The sequence below is a fragment of the Microbispora sitophila genome (assembly GCF_014892245.1).
Taxonomy (GTDB): Bacteria; Actinomycetota; Actinomycetes; order Streptosporangiales; family Streptosporangiaceae; genus Microbispora; species Microbispora siamensis.
Genome location: NZ_JADBGC010000011.1, coordinates 186,324 through 202,924, shown reverse-complemented (window position 1 = coordinate 202,924; position 16,601 = coordinate 186,324). Strand labels below are relative to the sequence as shown.

Genomic DNA, 16,601 nt, shown 5'->3' with positions numbered 1-16,601 from the left:
TCTAAACTCGCAGCCGCGTGATGTGGGCTGGGTGGTAGGTGAAGGCCCAGCGGTCGGTGCCGATCTTGTGGCGGGTGTAGCGGTCGGGGTGGCGGTAGCGGTCGCGGTTGTGGAACTGGCAGGCCGGTCCGAGGAGTTTCAGGTCGGTCAGGCCGCCGGTGCTCCAGTTGTCGGCGTGGTCGATCTGGCACATCGTGGCCGGGACGGGGCAGCCGTCGATCCAGCAGGTGGCGTAGCGGGCGAAGACGGCCCGTCGTTGGGCGGGGGTGGCCAGGCGGACCTTGCGGCCCATGTCCAGCACCTGCCCCTCGGCGTCCATCACCAGGCGCACCAGCGTGGAGGTGCGGGCAAGGCGATGCACGCTGGAGACGGGCAGCATCTGCCCGGTCGCCAGTAACAACCCCGGCGCCGTCCCCAGCAACCCATAGCGCACGTCGCCGTGGTCCTCGTGCGTGCCCTGCGCATGCCGGCAGTCCCCCGCAGGCCGATGCCCGGCGCGGGTGTGATGTCCAGGTGCGTCCTCGGGAGGAGGATCCGGCTGGGCTGTGTTCGCAGGCGCTGTGTTCGCAGGCGCAGTGTTCGCAGGCGCTGCGGTCGGAGGCGCTGCGGTCGGAGGCGCTGTGTGCGGGTGCGCGCTACCGCCGTGTGCAGGGCACGTTGATGCGCGTCTGGCGTGTATAGATCCAGCCTGGACCGCACCACGATCGCAGTCTCCGCCCGTGGCCTGCGCGGTGTTGTCGCCCTCGGCAGAGGCGGTGCTCGCGGTGCCGAGATCGCCGGGGCCGCCGGGGCTGTCGGCGTCGCTGGAGACGGTGTCTTCGTTGTCGCCGGAGTGGGCGGTGCTTCCGGTGTCGCTCGGGGTGCAGCCGCCGGTGTCTTCGGGGTGTTCGGTGGGTTCGGGGTCGGTGGGGAGGGATTCGGCGTTGACCAGGACCAGGAGCTCGGTGGCGATCTCCCGCTCCAGCAACGCGATGAACGCATCGGCGTTACGCACGCTTAGCGGGCGGTCATCACCCTCCGCGCGGGGTTTGGCGTAGGCGTCCAGCAAAGCCCGCAACCGGGCGGCCGCCTCCCGCGGCAGATAGAACTCCCCCTCCAGGCCCCCACCCTTACCCGGGCGGACCCGCAGGAAACGGCGCGCGTAATCGGCCTGCTCATCACGCTCCTCCCCATCGGGGTCGAGCACCGCGCGCAGGTAGCGGCCCGCTTTGGCCACCTCCGCCGGGCCCGCCTTGCCCGCCAGCTCCAGCAAAATCGGCTCCGCCAACCCCGCCTGCTCGTCATTCAACTGGACGGTGGCGGTGCAGATCGCCTCCACCACCCCCGCCGCCAAACCTCCCTGGGCGAACGCCTCGCGCACCCGGGGCAGGCGTGCCAGCTCCACCGCCACGGTCAGCAGCCGGCCCGCACCCGCCACACTCATCCCCCCGGCGGTGCGCAGCCAACTACGGGTCGAGGCATGCCCATGCCGCTTGGCCTGCCCCGCACGATGCACCCGACCCACGCGGTCCGCCAGCGTGGAGGTGATCCGATCCCGGGCGACCATCAACTCCTCGGCCTCGGACACACAAGTGTCCACATCGTCCGGAAGCGGAGTCAGCGCCAACTCCTGCGCCGACTCCCGAAGAGAACCCACCAACACCCACGACGACCGGGCCTTGTCCCGACCGGCACCGGGCGCGCCGTCGCTCGGGTCCTGGCTCGCGTCCTGCCGCAGTCCGCAGTCGTTGATCGGAAAGTGCTCGCGGGCGAGCGAACCTTCGGACGACCACAGCGGGGAATCGGCCGTCAGCTGATCCCACCAGCCGCCGTCGGCATTATTCGAACGACGAGGGTGATCAGGACCATGATCGAACAGATCCATCGCACCCCCTCGATTAATTCGAAAACCTGTATTAATTTTCCCATCGCCGCACGTCGTCGAGCAACCGGACGGAGCGATTAGCTGGAGTTACAGGTGGGAGGCGAGGATGAGGTCAGGGCCAGGTCCTGGCGGTTGCGGCGAAGGCATCCGGGTCGCTCGCCACCGGGAGGACGCAGACCAGCTGGCCGCCGGGTACGCGCAGCACGTGGCAATCCAGCCACCGCGCCACCTGTGTGGCGCCGAGAGCGGTCAGTCGTGCGGTCTCCGCCTCGACGTCATCGGTCTCGATGTCCAGGTGGTATCGGGGTGCGCCGTCGATCGCCTGTACGGCGACGGTGAGCCCCGGAATCGCCTCGTGCAACGAGACGAACTGCGGCTCCTGAGGGTCGGTCCGGGTGGGGACGCCGAGGGCGGCGGACCAGAAGGCCGCGGCCTCGGCGGCATCGCCCGCCGGGGAGTCGATCAGGATGGCGTAGACGCGGCTCCGATGCATCCCCACACCCTAGGGCAGCTTGATCGGGCCACGGCGGGGCATGATGATCCCCCCGAAGGGGATCGCGGTAGGGGGAGGCCGGGTCTCAGCCCCAGTGGTCGCCCCAGCCCCACAGGTTGGGGCCGAGGGCGGCGGCCTGGTCGTCCTGGTCCACTCCGAACCGGCCGCGGAAGAACAGCATCGGGCGCTGCTCGATGTCGACAGGTTCGAGCTCGCGCACGTGGCCGATGATCACGTCGTGGTCGCCGGCGACGTGCACGTCGCGCACCTCGCCGTGGACGCGCAGCAGCACCTGCCGCAACGCGGGGGTGCTCCATCGCGACAGGTCCCAGTCGAGTCCCGCGAACTTGGCGCCCTTGCTGGAGCCGAACCGGCCGCAGATGTCGACCTGGTCCTCGCCGAGGACGTTCACGCAGAAGCGGCCCGACTTCCTGATCCGCGGCCAGGCGCGGCCCTTGTGGTCGGCACAGAAGAGGATCAGCGGCGGTTCGAGGGACACCGACGCGAACGACTGACAGGCGAAGCCCACCGGTTCGCCGTCGTCGAGGCCCGTGACCACGGTCACGCCGGTCGCGAACATGCCCAACGCGCGCCGGAACTCGGCCGGCGTCGGCGGCGCCGCCTCGGTGAACTCGGGGTCGGCGGGTGCAGCGGTCATGGACTCACCTCGCGTGCGTGTCGGTGCCTCAGGTAACGAACTTACAAACCCCCTCTCGGGCAGATCGCACGGGGATCCCGGTCAATGGAAGCCGCGTACGGGCGGCGTCACGGTCCGAGCAGGTCACCGGGCCCGCCCGCCCCGGTCTCGCTCATCGGGATGATCGCCCTGTTCACGGCGTCTGTCCAGTTAGCGTCACGGAATCCGACACTCCTGCGATTCGGGACGGACGATGACGGAGCTGACCTACGAGTCGACCCTGCGGGAACTCGCGACCGACCAGGGCGTGCTGCGCTACCACGAGGCCGGACAGGGCCCGCCGCTGCTGCTTCTGCACGGATCGGGACCCGGGGTGACCGGCTGGCGTAACTATCGCGGCAACCTGGCGACGTTCGCCGAGCATTTCCGCTGCCTGGTGCTTGAGTTCCCCGGATTCGGGGTCAGCGACCCGACCGACCAGCATCCGATGCTGGCGGCGAACGGCGCGGTGATCCGCTTCCTCGACGGGCTCGGGCTCCAGCAGGTCGACGTGATCGGCAATTCGATGGGCGGGATCGTGGGCACCCAGGTGGCGCTCGCCCATCCCGACCGGATCCGCCGCCTCGTGACAATCGGCGGCATCGGCCGCAACGTCTTCAGCCCCTCGCCGGGCGAGGGCATCAAGCTCCTGATGGAGTTCACCGAGGAGCCCACCCGCGAGCGGCTCATCCAGTGGCTGCACTCCATGGTGTACGACCCGGCCCTCGTCACCGAGGAGCTGATCGAGGAGCGCTGGGCGCTGGCCACCGAGCCGGAGACGCTCGCCGCCGCGCGGCGGATGTACGGCAAGGCCGCCTTCGCCGCCGGTCAGAAGGCAGCCGCGAAGTCGGACGCCCCGCCCTACTGGGCGATGCTGCACAAGTTGAAGGCCAGGACGCTGATCACCTGGGGCCGCGACGACCGGGTCAGCCCCGTCGACATGGCGCTCCTGCCGATGCGGACGATCCCCGAGGTCGAGGTCCACGTGTTCCCCAACTGCGGCCACTGGGTGATGATCGAGCAGAAAGCCGCGTGGGAGAGCGTGGTGCTGGCCTTCCTCACCAGGAAGGACGAACGGTGACCGGCTGGGATGAGGAGTTCGACCTCGTCGTCGTCGGCAGCGGCGGCGGAGGCATGGCCGCCGCGCTGACCGCGCACGACAGCGGGCTGTCGTGCGTCGTGGTCGAGAAGGGTTCCAAGTTCGGCGGCAGCACCGGCATATCCGGCGGCGGGATCTGGATCCCCAACAACCCGACCCTGCGGGCCAAGGGGCACGACGACAGCCGCGAGTCGATCCGCCGCTACCTCGACCTGCTCACCGAGGGCCGTGTCCCCGCCGCCCGGCTCGACGCGTACGTCGACAACGGCCCGGCGGCGATGGAACTGCTCGGAAAGAGCACGTGGATGCGCTTCTTCTGGGTGAAGGGCTACGCCGACTACCACCCGGAGTACGAGGGCGGCCGGCCGCTCGGCCGGTCGATCGAGGCCCTGCCGTTCGACACCCGCAAGCTGGGCGAGGACGAGAAGTATCAGCGGCCGAACACCATGAAGGGCCCGCTCGGCCTGTGGATCACCGCGAAGGACTATCACGACCTGGCCATGGTCAAGCGCACCTGGCGCGGCCGCTGGGCCTCGGTCGTCGCGGCCTGGCGGGTGTCGTCGAACGTGATCCGCCGTCGTCACATGGCCACCGGCGGGCGCGCGCTGGTCGCGCGGCTGCGGATGGCGCTCAAGGACGCGGGCGTCCCGCTCTGGCTGAAGACCCCGATGACGGACCTCGTCACCGACGACAACGGTGTGGTCACCGGCATCGTGGCCCAGCGCGAGGGCAGGACGATCCGGGTCCGCGGCCGGTACGGCGTGCTGCTCGCGACCGGCGGCTTCGACCACAACCCGCAGTTGCGTGAGAGGTATCTGCCGGAGGGCGCCAAGCCCGACTTCGGCATGGGCGCCAGGGAGAACACCGGCGACGGCATCCTGGCCGGCGAGCGCGTCGGCGCCGCCCTCGACCTGATGGACGACGCCTGGTGGATGCCGGCCGTACGGCATCCGGCCGGGGCGACGATCCCGCTGGTGTCCGAGCGGTGCATCCCGCCGTCGGTCATCGTGTCGCGGGACGGGCGTCGATTCACCAACGAGTCCGCGCCGTACGTGAACTTCGTGCACGAGCAACTGGCCGGCGGCCACGTCCCGGCCTGGTTCGTGATGGACGCCAAGGCGCGGGCGCGTTATCCGTTCGCCCAGATCCTGCCGGGCATGCCGATTCCCCAGGAGTTCTACGAGCAGGGCATCGCGTTCCGGGCCGCCACGATCGCCGAACTGGCGGAGAAGATCGGCGTCCCGGCGGACGCGCTGGCCGAGACCGTCGAGCGCTTCAACGGCTTCGCCCGCGCGGGCAAGGACCTGGACTTCGGCCGCGGCGACAGCGCCTACGACCGCTACTACGGCGACCCCACGCTGAAGAACCCCAACATCGACGTGATCGACAAGGCGCCCTACTACGCGTTCCGGCTCGAGGTCGGCGACCTCGGCACCAAGGGCGGCCTGGTGTGCGACGAGCACAGCCGGGTGCTGCGGGCCGACGGCGCGCCCATCGAGGGCCTGTACGCCACGGGCAACACCTCGGCGTCGGTGATGGGCAACGAGTACGCGGGCCCGGGGGCCACGATCGGCCCGTCCATCGTCTTCGGCTACATCGCCGCACGGCACGCGGCCCTGCGGGCGCGTACGACGAGCACGGCCAGGACGTGACCGCGGTGGCAGAGACGACCGCGGGAGAGACGACGCAGCCGGGCCCGCTCAGGGTGCGGGTGGTGGAGGTGATCCGCGAAACCGCCGACGCCCATTCGCTCGTGCTGGAACCCGCCGGGGGAGACGCGGCCAGGCTCACCTACAAACCCGGCCAGTTCCTGACGATCCGGGTGCCCACCACGCGGCCCGAGGGCGTGGCGCGCTGCTACTCGCTCAGCAGTTCGCCCCTCTGCGACGACAAGCTCAAGGTGACGGTGAAGCGCACTCTGGGCGGCTACGGGTCGAACTGGATCTGCGACAACGTCGCTGAGGGCGACGTGCTGGAGGTGCTGCGGCCCTCGGGGCTGTTCACCCCCGCCTCGCTCGACGAGGACCTGCTGCTGCTCGCGGGCGGCAGCGGCGTCACGCCGGTGATGTCGATACTCAAGTCGTGCCTGCGCGGCGGGACCGGCTCGGTCGTGCTCGTCTACGCCAACCGGGACGAGAGCTCGGTGATCTTCCGGGACGAGCTGGTCGCGCTGGCCGCCGAGCACGGCGACCGGCTGACGGTGATCCACTGGCTGGAGTCGGTGCAGGGCCTGCCGACCGCGGCGGGCCTGGCCGGTCTGACCCGGCCGTACGCCGGGCGGGAGGCGTTCGTGTGCGGCCCCGGGCCGTTCATGGACCTGGCCGTGGACGTCCTGACCCGGCACGGCACGCCGCGCGAGCGCGTCCACGTCGAGAAGTTCGAGTCGCTGACCACCGACCCGTTCGCGGAGACCGAGGTGGTGCTCGACTCGGCGGGCCCGGCCGGCACGGTCGAGGTCGAACTCGACGGCGAGACGCGGACCCTGGCCTGGCCGCGAGGCAACAAGCTGCTCGACGTGCTGCTGCAGGCCGGCCTGGACGCGCCGTACTCCTGCCGCGAGGGCTCGTGCAGCGCGTGCGCGTGCGTGCTGCTGGAGGGCGAGGTCGAGCTGGAGCACAACACGGTGCTCGACCGGCAGGACCTCGCCGACGGCCTGATCCTGGCCTGCCAGGCGATCCCGCTGAGCGACCGGCTCAAGGTCACCTACGACGGCTGACCTCGGGCAGAGCCCCACCGCTCCCACTCAGCGGGAGACGGACGGGCGGCGCGGCGGCCGTGACGCGACCCTTTGACCATCAGTAGGAAACGAGGGAGGACCCCGATGCTGGACGAGGCGCTGCGGGCGGACGCGGCCGGGCGGCTGCGGGCGGCCGAGCGGGACCGGGCGCCGATCGAGCCGCTGACCGACACCTACCCGGACATCGACGTGGTGGACGCCTACGAGATCCAGCTCGCGAACATCCGCGGGCGTCTGGCGGCCGGAGCCCGCGTGTACGGGCACAAGGTGGGGCTGTCCTCCCCGGTGATGCAGCGCATGATGGGCGTGGACGAGCCCGACTACGGCCACCTGCTCGACGAGATGGTGCTGTCGCAGGACGAGCCGATTAAGGCGGGACGCTACTGCTACCCCCGCATCGAGGTCGAGATCGGCTACGTGCTCGGGGCGAGCCTGCCCGGCGAGGGCTGCACCGAGGAGGACGTGCTCGCCGCGACCGAGTACGTCGTGCCGAGCATCGAGCTGATCGACAGCCGCATCAGGGACTGGCGGATCCGCCTGGCCGACACCATCGCCGACAACGCGTCCTCCGCCGGGGTGATCCTCGGCGACGCCCGGGTCAACCCGAAGGGGATGGACCTGGCCGACATCGAGGCCGTGCTGTATTCCGGGGACACGGAGATCGCCCGGGGCAACACGAGCGCGGTGCTCGGGAACCCCACCACCGCCGTGGCCTGGCTGGCCAGGAAGGTCGCCTCGTTCGGGGTCAAGCTCGAGGCCGGGCACGTCATCCTCCCCGGGTCCTGCACCAGGGCCGTGGACGTGCGCCCCGGCGACGTCTTCCGCGCCGAGTTCGCCGGGCTCGGCTCCGTGTCCGCTCGCTTCGAATAAGAGGACTTCCATGAGTAAGGCGACCGCCGCGATCGTCGGCTCGGGCAACATCGGTACCGACCTGATGTACAAGCTGCTGCGCTCGGCGCACATCGAGCCGCGCTGGATGATCGGCGTCGACCCCGACAGCCCCGGGCTGAAGCGGGCCGCCGACAAGGGGCTGATCACCTCGGCCGAGGGCGTGGACTGGCTCCTGGCGCAGGACGAACGGCCCGACATCGTCTTCGAGGCGACCTCGGCGTACGTGCACAGGGAGAACGCGCAGAAATACCGCGAGCTGGGCATCCAGGCGGTCGACCTGACCCCCGCCGCGCTCGGGCCCGCCGTGGTGCCCGCCGTCAACCTCGGCGCCCACCTCGACGCCCCCAACGTCAGCCTGATCACCTGCGGCGGCCAGGCGACGATCCCGATCGTCCACGCCGTCTCGCGGGTCACCGAGGTCGCGTACGCGGAGATCGTGGCCAGCGTGGCCTCTCCGTCGGCCGGTCCCGGCACCCGCGCCAACATCGACGAGTTCACCAAGACGACCGCGCGCGGCATCGAGACGATCGGCGGCGCCGCGAAGGGCAAGGCGATCATCATCCTCAACCCGGCCGAGCCGCCGATGCTCATGCAGGACACGATCTTCTGCTCGATCCCCGTCGACGCCGACCGGAACGCCGTCGCGGCCTCGATCAAGGAGGTCGCCGCCGAGGTCGCGTCGTACGTGCCCGGATACCGGCTGCGGACCGAGCCCCAATTCGACGACCCGACGGCCGTCAGCGGCGGGCTCGCCCGCGTCGCCGTGTTCGTCGAGGTCGAGGGCGCGGGCGACTTCCTGCCGCCCTACTCCGGCAACCTCGACATCATGACGGCCGCCGCCACCAAGGTCGGCGAGGGCTTCGCGCAGCGCATCCACGCATAAGGAGATGACCATGCCCTACAGCGCCGACCTCGACATCAGGGTCACCGACTCGTGTCTGCGGGACGGCTCGCACGCCAAGCAGCACCAGTTCACCGTCGAGCACGTACGGTCGATCGTGGCCGCGCTGGACGACGCGGGCGTGCCGGTCATCGAGGTGACGCACGGCGACGGCCTCGGCGGCTCGTCGTTCAACTACGGATTCAGCCACACCCCCGAGCAGGAGCTGATCAAGGCTGCGGTGGCCACCGCCAAGCGTGCGAAGATCGCGTTCCTGATGCTGCCCGGCGTCGGCGTCAAGGACGACATCCGCGAGGCCGCCGACAACGGCGCGAGCATCTGCAGGATCGCCACCCACTGCACCGAGGCCGACGTCTCGATCCAGCACTTCGGCCTGGCCAGGGAGCTCGGCCTGGAGACGGTCGGGTTCCTGATGATGTCGCACAGCCGGCCGCCGGAGGTCCTGGCCGAGCAGGCCCGGATCATGGCCGACGCCGGCTGCCAGTGCGTGTACGTCGTCGACTCGGCCGGGGCGCTGATCATGGAGCAGACGAGCGACCGGATCGCCGCGCTCGTGGCCGAGCTGGGGGACGACGCCCAGGTCGGCTTCCACGGCCACGAGAACCTCGGGCTCGGGGTGGCCAACTCGATCCTCGCCGTACGGGCCGGGGCGAAGCAGATCGACGGCTCGGTGCGGCGGTTCGGCGCCGGCGCCGGCAACACGCCGCTGGAGGCCTTCGCCGCCGTCACCGACAAGCTCGGCATCCGCACCGGCATCGACACCCTCAAGATCATCGACGCCGCCGAGGACGTGGTCCGTCCGATCATGGACGGCGAGTGCCTGCTCGACCGGCTGACCCTGACCATGGGCTACGCGGGCGTCTACTCCAGCTTCCTCAAGCACGCCGACCGACAGGCGAGGAAGTACGGCGTGTCCGGCGCCGAGATCCTCATGGAGGCCGGCCGCCGCAAGCTCATCGGCGGACAGGAAGACCAGCTCATCGAAATCGCAGTCGCCCTCGCGGCGAAGAAGTGAGAAAAGCCATGGCCAACCCGGTACTCGAAGCGATCACACAGCGGGCCGACGAGATCAGCGCGCTCGCCCCCTCCAACGAGGCGCTGTGCCGGCTGGACGACCAAGCGGCCAAGGTGCTGCGGGAGGCGGGCGTCATCCGGATGCTCCAGCCGAAGACCCACGGCGGCTTCGAGTTCCACCCGCGCGACTACGCCGAGACGATCATGAAGCTGGCCAGTCTCGACGGATCGACCGGCTGGGTGGCGGGCGTCGTGGGCGTGCACCCCTGGGAGATGGCGTTCGCCGACCCCCGCGTCCAGCAGGAGATCTGGGGCGATAACCAGGACACGTGGATCGCCTCGCCGTACGCGCCGATGGGCATCGCCCGGCCGGTCGACGGCGGCTACATCTTCAACGGCCGCTGGCAGTTCTCCTCGGGCACCGACCACTGCGACTGGATCTTCCTCGGCGGCATGCTCGGCGACGCCGAGGGCAAGATGGCCCAGCCGCCGACCTCGCTGCACCTCATCCTGCCCAGGTCCGACTACGAGATCGTCGAGGACTCCTGGAACGTCGTCGGCCTGCGCGGCACCGGCAGCAAGGACGTCATCGTCAAGGACGCGTTCGTCCCCGACTACCGGGTCATCCCGTACAACAAGGTCGTGGACGGCAGCCAGGCCAAGGAGGCGGGGCTGACCAACCCGCTGTACCACCTGCCGTTCTCCGCGGCGTTCCCGCTCGGGATCACCGCCTCGGTCATCGGGATCGCCGAGGGCGCGCTCGCGCAGCACATGGCGTACCAGAAGGGCCGCGTGCAGATCACCGGCACCAGGATCAAGGACGACCCCTACGTCCTGTACGCGATCAGCGAGGCGGCGGCCGAGATCGCGGCGGCGCGGGCGGCCCTGCTCGACAACGCCTCACGGATGTACGACATCGTGGCCTCCGGCCGCGAGGTGACCTTCGACGAGCGGGCCGTGGGCCGCCGCACCCAGGTCCAGGCGGCCTGGCGCGCGGTGCGGGCGATGGACGAGATCGTGGCGCGGTCGGGCGGCAACGCGATGCGCGTGGACAACCCGATCCAGCGCTTCTGGCGGGACGCCCACGTCGGGCTGGCCCACGCGATCCACGTGCCCGGCTCGGTCTTCCACGTCTCCGCGCTGACGCAGCTCGGCATCGAGCCGCCGCACGGGCCGATGCGCTCGATGATCTAGTGCCTGACCCGGCGTGCGCCGGCGAGCGGGCCGGAGGCGATGCCGTCAGGACTGGGCGAACATCTGGTCGTACACGCCGGAGTGGCGGCGGCCCGCCATGAAGCCCAGGAACCGGCGGACGAACTCGCCCCGGGTCAGTCGCTCGCCGGCGTCGCCGCCGCCCGGGTCGTGGTCGAACGCCGTGCGGAAGAGAGCCTGGTACTCCCGCGCGTCGATGACCTGGTCGTCGTCCGTGTCGGTGACGTCGAACAGGACCTCGGCGATCCTGATGAGGGCGGAGCCGGCCATGGCGGCGGTGGCCGCGGCGTACTCATGGCCGGTGATGCGGCCGTCGCCGTCGGTGTCCAGTTCTTTCTGCAGCTCGCGCCACCAGTCGGCGAAGGCGGAGAACAAGCGGTCCTCGTCCTGGGCGTCCAGGTCGAGACGGGTGGCGATCTCCCGGGCCATCGCGGCGAGGTCGGGCCAGTCGAGGTGGCCGTCGCCGGTCTGGTCCAGGACCTCGGAAAAGAATCGCGAGGCGGAGCGCACCGTCGAGTCGCCCGCGGCCGCCGTCTCCGGATCGGGCGTGAGGAGGCGCAGGAGCGCCCCCGCCTTCGCCGCGCCACGGCGGAGCCCTTCCAGCACGGGCGGTCCGGCCGGCGCGTCGCCGTTTCGCTGCGGGGCGTACGCCGGGTCGAGCATGGTCATGACCGTGTCGAGCCGCGTCCACGCCTCCGGCAGCACCCGGGTCGCGAGCCGGGTGGACAGGTAGGCGGCGTGCATCAGCGTGCGCGTGCCCGGCAACTCGGCGAGCCCCAGGCGTGCGCGGAGCGACTCGGGCAGCGACGCCACGATGATCGCGGTGGCCGCGGGACCGGCGAGCGCCCTGCCCGCCGCCCACACGGCCGGCCGGTCGCGGAGCAGCGGGGGAGCGGGCACCTGCGCGAACAGGCGGTCGAGGATGACGTGGACCGCTTCGGTGTTCTCCAGCCGATCCTCCACCACGGACGCGTAGTAGCGCCAGAACTCCCGGACTGTGGGCGGAAGCTTGCCCCCGTAGGGGTCCATCAGGGCGAGGAACGACTGGAACTCGGCGTACAGCCGGTCCAAGGTGGGGCCGTCGACGGACTCGCCGCTCAGCCGGCACATCGTGACCGTGGACTCGAAGAGCGTCGCCACCACCCAGGCGCGCGCCTCGGAATCCGCGGCGTTGAACGGGCGGCCCTCGGCATCGGTGCCGGTGATGCGGGCGTGCAGGCGGTTGAGCCGGGCTGCTTCCCGCTGCCGGACCCGCGCGTCGGGGTCGACCATCCGCTGTGAGCTGAGCACCGTGTTGCGCAGCCGTCGCCACGGGTGCGCGACGAAGGTCGAGTTGGTGATCAGCGCGGCGCCGATCTGCGGGTGCGCCGCCTCCAGGACGATGGCCCGGGTCGCCACCAGCCCCCAGCGTGTCTGCCGGGTCAACCGGTGGAGCATCGATCCCGGGCCGAGCGGATCGGCGTCGGTTCCGGCTGCTGCTGCGTCGCTCATCGACATCCCTTTCCTGTAGGAGCCGGTGCCTGTACGCCGCCGAACCGGCGGTCGCGCCGTCGGTAGACCTCCAGGCATTCCCAGAAGTGCTCGGCCCGGAAGTCGGGCCACAGCACCCGGGGAAAGACCCATTCGGCGTAGGCCACCTGCCAGAGCATGAAGTTGGAGATCCGCTGTTCACCGGAGGTGCGGATGACCAGGTCCACCTCCGGCATGTCGGGGTGGGGCAGACGGCGGGCGAAACTCTCCTCGGTGACCTGCTCGGGCGGCACCCCGTCGCGGATCAGCGACCGGGCGGCCTCGACGATGTCGCGGCGACCGCCGTGATCGAACGCCACCGTCAACGTCATCCGCCGGTTGTCGCGGGTCAGCGCCATCAGGTCGGCGATGTCCCTGGCCAGCGCGGGCGGGATCCGCGAGTCGGTGACCCCGAGGAACCGGCAGCGGATCCCGCGTGTGTGCAGTGCCAGGGCGTGTTTCCGGATGGCGCGCCGCACCAGTCGGAGCAGGACGTCGACCTCGGCGGCCGGCCGCCGCCAGTTCTCCGTGGAGAAGGCGTACAGGCTCAGCCACTCGACGCCGGCCGTATGGGCCGCCTCGATGACGTCGATCACAGCGGCCTCGGCCGCCCGATGCCCCGCGGTGCGGGGCAGCGACCGCTGTGCGGCCCACCGGCCGTTCCCGTCCATGACACAGGCGACGTGATGAGGGATGCCTCTCACCCCACCCGCCCTACCGAAGTGACGCAGACCCCCAAGTGAATCCCTCCGAGGACGGACTCTTTCACAGATTGTGACGCGACGAACACTTACCGTTGGTAATCGCAGCCCTTACTTGCCTGGCGGTGGCGGCCCGAGGTGGTATCGGGCCAGGTAAAGACATGTTTTGTCCTGTTTACACCATTCTTGTCGTGTGTGTACCTTTAGTGCACACGGCATGGGTACGGAGCGAATTCCGCCGTCCTATCCCCTTGCCGTGTCGTTGCCCGGACCGCGCGATCATCGCGCGGCCGCCGAATCCGCGTCACGTGGAGCCGGGGACCCACTCTCTTCGGGGTGAATCGGCGCGTAGGCCCCCCAGATGCGCCCGTAGGGCACTTCCTGCCCGAACCCGTCAGCTAACCCGGTAGGCGGCATGGAAGCAAGGAGTCAACCCCGTCATGTCCAGCCATCGGCTCTCCCTCGGGAGCCGGCCCTTCCGCCGGCGCCTGCGCTCCGCCCTCGCGGCGGCGACCCTCGCGGTCTCGGCCGCCACGGCCACCGTCACTGCGGCCGTCGTCCTGCCCGCCCCGGCCTACGCGAACCCGCACACGTACGGCCAGGACGTCTCCGGCTACGAGGCCGACCACGACTGGATGAACAGCCGCGCGCAGTTCGGCTTCATCAAGGCCACCGAGGGGACCTCGTGGACCGACTCGTCCTTCCCCCGCCACTGGCGGGAGCTGGAGAAGAAGGGCATTGTCCGCGGCGTCTACCACTACGGCCATCCCTCCAATGACCCCATCGCCGAGGCCGACCACTTCCTCGAGGTGGTGAACGCGCAGCCGAGCAAGCCCGGCGACATCCTGGTGCTCGACCTGGAGACCACCGACGGCGAGTCCGTCGAGCACGTCAACCAGTGGGCCAAGACCTGGCTGGAGTACGTGACGGCCAAGACCGGGACCAAGCCGATGTTCTACAGCGGCTGGAACTTCGCCAACGAGTACGGCCACGGCCTCGGCCAGTACCCGCTGTGGGTGGCCCACTACAGCAAGGCCCCGGGCGACATCACGCCGCCCGCCGACTGGAAGTCCTGGGCGATCCACCAGTACACCGACTCGCCCATCGATCAGAACGTCTCCGCACTGACGCCCCTCCAGTTGCGCGCGCTCGGCCGTCCGTAGCCGTACGGACCCCGGGGCGGGCAGTCCCGCCCCGGGGCCCAGGCCGGCCGATCAGACCAGGCCGGCCGATCAGATCGGTCAGACCACGGCGCCGGAGCCGTCGCGCCGCACGGGCCTGGCACGCGGGGCGGCGGGAGCCGGCGGCGGCTGCGAGTTGCGCCTTTCCAGCGCGATCGCCGCCGGCCCGGCAACGAACGACGACGACAGCGTCCCCACGATGATGCCGATCAGCAGGGCGACGGCGAAGTCGCGCAGCGAGTCGCCGCCGAACACCGCCAGCGCCGCCAGGATGAACAGCGCCCCGAGCCCGGTGTTGACCGTGCGCGGCACGGTCTGCAGGATCGCGCTGTTCACCACGCGGCCGAACGGTTCCCCGCGCCGCACCGGCCACAGCTCGCGCACCCGGTCGAACAGCACGACCTTGTCGTTGACCGAATAGCCGATGATCGTGAGCATCGCGGCCAGGAACACCCCGTCGATCGGCTTGCCCATCCAGGCGAACGCTCCGACGACGACGGCCGCGTCCACGAACAGCGCCGCCACGGCCGCCGTGCCGAACGTCCACCGGAACCGGAACGCCAGGTAGACGAGCTGCGCGGCGAGCGCGACGGCGAGCGCGATGAGCGCGTTGCGGCGCAACTCCTCGCCGAGGCTCGGCCCGATGAGCTCGTCACGCTGCTTGGTGACCTCGCCCACGCGCCGGTCCAGCGCCTCCTCCATGCGGACCACGTCGTCGGCGCTGATCTGCCCGGTGCGCACCGAGATCGCGTCGTCCGATCGCTGCACGACGGCCGAGGGGAACCCGGCGTCCGCCACCGCCTGTCTCGCCGCCGTGACGTCGACGGGCCTGCTCGTGCCGAACTCGACGATCCGGCCGCCGGTGAACTCGACGCCGTAGTTCAGCCCGCGGGTGACCAGTCCGGCTCCCGCGAGCACGAGCAGTCCGGCCGCGACGCCGAGCCACAGCCGCCTGCCGCGCATCAGGTCGGGGTCGCGCCGGGTCAGCCAGGTCCTGACCCGGCCGATCGAGCCGATGCCGGAGGCCCGGGGGCCGATCCTGCCGATCAGGGCGGCGGCGAGCACCCGGGTGATCAGCATCGCCGAGATCAGCGAGGCGAGCACGCCGATGGCCAGCGTCACGCCGAAGCCCTTCACGGGCCCGGAGGCGAGCCAGAACAGCAGCCCCGCGGCGAGCAGGGTGGTGATGTTGGAGTCGGCGATCGCGCTCCAGGCGTTCTTGAAGCCCCGGTCGAGGGCCGCCTTGAGGCCCCGGCGGGGCGCCTCGCCGTACTCCTCCCTGGCCCGTTCGAAGACCAGCACGTTGGCGTCCACCGCCATGCCGATCGCGAGGACGAACCCGGCCAGGCCGGGCAGCGTGAGCGTGGCTCCCATGGCCACGAGCCCGGCGTACGAGATCAGGCCGTAGCAGGCGAGCGCGACCGCGGCCAGCACGCCCACCAGCCGGTAGACGACGCCGATGAACACCGCGGTCAGGATCACCCCGACGACGCCGGCCTTGGCGCTCGCCGCGATGGCGTCGGCGCCGAGGGTCGGGCCGACCGTCCGCTGCTCGACCACCTCCAGCGGCACCGGGAGCGAGCCGCCCTTGATCAGCACCGCGAGGTTCTGCGCCTCCTCGGGCGTGAACGACCCGGTGATCTGCGTGGTGCCGCCGGAGATCCCCGCGTCGCAGGCCACCGAGTCGGCCACCTGCGGCGAGGAGATGATCTCGTTGTCGAGGACGATGGCGACGCGGCGCTTGTGGTCGCCGACCGGAGCGCAGGCCGCCTTCCCGGTCAGCTCCCGCCAGGGGCCGGGCTCCTTGAAGTCGATCGTGACGAACCAGCCGGGCCCCATCTGGGGGTCGCTGCGCGCGGCGGCGTCGGTGACGCCGGCCCCGCTGAGGGCGACCGGGCCGAGCTTCAGCTTCTGGCCGCTCTCGTCGGCGACCGCGTCCTTGTCGCCGTCCTCGGCGGGACCGAGCACCGGATGGAAGTTGAGCTGAGCGGTCTTGCCGATGACCGCGGCGGCCTCGCGCGGGTCGAGCACGCCGGGCAGTTCGACGATGATCCGCCTTTCGCCGGAGCGGACCAGGGTGGGGTCGACGACTCCGAGGGCGTCCGCCCTGCGCCGGAGCACGTCGAGGGCACGGTCGGTGGCGTCGGCGTCCGCCTTGACCGTGGAAGAGTCCTTCGTCTCGAAGACGAGCTGGGTGCCGCCGCGCAGGTCGAGACCGAGACGCGGGGCCATGGTGAGGGCGAGCAGCAGTGAGGTCGCGATGACGGCGAGCGCCGCCACCGCGCGCCACAGGGGCGCACGGGACATGAAGCCTCCACAGGCG

14 protein-coding genes and 1 riboswitch are annotated in these 16,601 nt (G+C 70.7%); of the genes, 8 read left to right on the top strand and 6 right to left on the bottom strand.

Annotated features, from left to right (window positions below; genetic code table 11):
• Position 1: 1 nt before the first annotated feature.
• From IL992_RS21775 to IL992_RS21765, 3 genes are all read right to left on the bottom strand, one after another.
• Complete coding sequence (locus tag IL992_RS21775) at positions 2-1,864, bottom strand: HNH endonuclease signature motif containing protein (protein WP_193205203.1); 1,863 nt, start codon at positions 1,862-1,864, stop codon at positions 2-4.
• A 112-nt stretch (positions 1,865-1,976) separates the two neighbouring features.
• Positions 1,977-2,357, bottom strand: a complete 381-nt coding sequence (locus IL992_RS21770; protein WP_193205202.1) for a VOC family protein — start codon at positions 2,355-2,357, stop codon at positions 1,977-1,979.
• A gap of 85 nt (positions 2,358-2,442) precedes the next feature.
• On the bottom strand, positions 2,443-3,015 hold the full coding sequence (locus IL992_RS21765; RefSeq protein ID WP_193205201.1) for a flavin reductase family protein: 573 nt from the start codon (positions 3,013-3,015) through the stop codon (positions 2,443-2,445).
• Between the two features lie 232 nt (positions 3,016-3,247).
• Between IL992_RS21765 and IL992_RS21760 the strand changes: the two genes are divergently transcribed.
• From IL992_RS21760 to IL992_RS21730, 7 genes are all read left to right on the top strand, one after another.
• A complete protein-coding gene (locus IL992_RS21760; RefSeq protein ID WP_193205200.1) occupies positions 3,248-4,114 on the top strand; it encodes an alpha/beta fold hydrolase in 867 nt (288 codons plus the stop codon).
• Entirely contained in the window at positions 4,111-5,784 is a 1,674-nt protein-coding gene (locus tag IL992_RS21755; protein WP_193205199.1) for an FAD-binding protein, read from the top strand. The genes IL992_RS21760 and IL992_RS21755 overlap by 4 nt, the downstream gene beginning before the upstream one ends.
• Positions 5,785-5,789: 5 nt before the next feature.
• Positions 5,790-6,848, top strand: coding sequence for a 2Fe-2S iron-sulfur cluster-binding protein (locus IL992_RS48440; protein WP_193205198.1), 1,059 nt, complete (start codon positions 5,790-5,792; stop codon positions 6,846-6,848).
• 105 nt (positions 6,849-6,953) lie between these two features.
• A complete protein-coding gene (locus IL992_RS21745) occupies positions 6,954-7,739 on the top strand; it encodes a 2-keto-4-pentenoate hydratase (RefSeq protein WP_193205197.1) in 786 nt (261 codons plus the stop codon).
• A 10-nt stretch (positions 7,740-7,749) separates the two neighbouring features.
• Positions 7,750-8,643 carry an acetaldehyde dehydrogenase (acetylating) gene (locus tag IL992_RS21740; RefSeq protein WP_193205196.1) on the top strand — a complete coding sequence of 298 codons (894 nt, stop codon included), beginning with the start codon at positions 7,750-7,752 and terminating at the stop codon, positions 8,641-8,643.
• A gap of 10 nt (positions 8,644-8,653) precedes the next feature.
• Positions 8,654-9,676 carry a 4-hydroxy-2-oxovalerate aldolase gene (gene dmpG, locus IL992_RS21735; protein ID WP_193205195.1) on the top strand — a complete coding sequence of 341 codons (1,023 nt, stop codon included), beginning with the start codon at positions 8,654-8,656 and terminating at the stop codon, positions 9,674-9,676.
• 8 nt (positions 9,677-9,684) lie between these two features.
• Positions 9,685-10,869 (top strand): acyl-CoA dehydrogenase family protein, encoded by a 1,185-nt coding sequence (locus tag IL992_RS21730; RefSeq protein WP_193205194.1) that lies wholly within the window; start codon positions 9,685-9,687, stop codon positions 10,867-10,869.
• Between the two features lie 45 nt (positions 10,870-10,914).
• Here the strand turns inward: IL992_RS21730 and IL992_RS21725 are convergent, their stop codons facing one another.
• Both IL992_RS21725 and uppS read right to left on the bottom strand, forming a co-directional pair.
• The gene (locus tag IL992_RS21725; protein ID WP_193205193.1) at positions 10,915-12,378 is read right to left on the bottom strand and encodes an oxygenase MpaB family protein; all 1,464 of its coding nucleotides are present in this window, start codon (positions 12,376-12,378) and stop codon (positions 10,915-10,917) included.
• Positions 12,375-13,100, bottom strand: coding sequence for a polyprenyl diphosphate synthase (gene uppS, locus IL992_RS21720; protein WP_193205192.1), 726 nt, complete (start codon positions 13,098-13,100; stop codon positions 12,375-12,377). The genes IL992_RS21725 and uppS overlap by 4 nt, the downstream gene beginning before the upstream one ends.
• A gap of 278 nt (positions 13,101-13,378) precedes the next feature.
• Positions 13,379-13,525: riboswitch (cyclic di-AMP (ydaO/yuaA leader) on the top strand.
• Positions 13,526-13,537: 12 nt separating this feature from the next.
• Here uppS and IL992_RS21715 point away from each other — a divergent pair.
• Positions 13,538-14,260 carry a glycoside hydrolase family 25 protein gene (locus tag IL992_RS21715; RefSeq protein WP_193205191.1) on the top strand — a complete coding sequence of 241 codons (723 nt, stop codon included), beginning with the start codon at positions 13,538-13,540 and terminating at the stop codon, positions 14,258-14,260.
• 78 nt (positions 14,261-14,338) lie between these two features.
• Here the strand turns inward: IL992_RS21715 and secD are convergent, their stop codons facing one another.
• Complete coding sequence (gene secD, locus IL992_RS21710) at positions 14,339-16,585, bottom strand: protein translocase subunit SecD (RefSeq protein ID WP_193205190.1); 2,247 nt, start codon at positions 16,583-16,585, stop codon at positions 14,339-14,341.
• Positions 16,586-16,601: the final 16 nt, after the last annotated feature.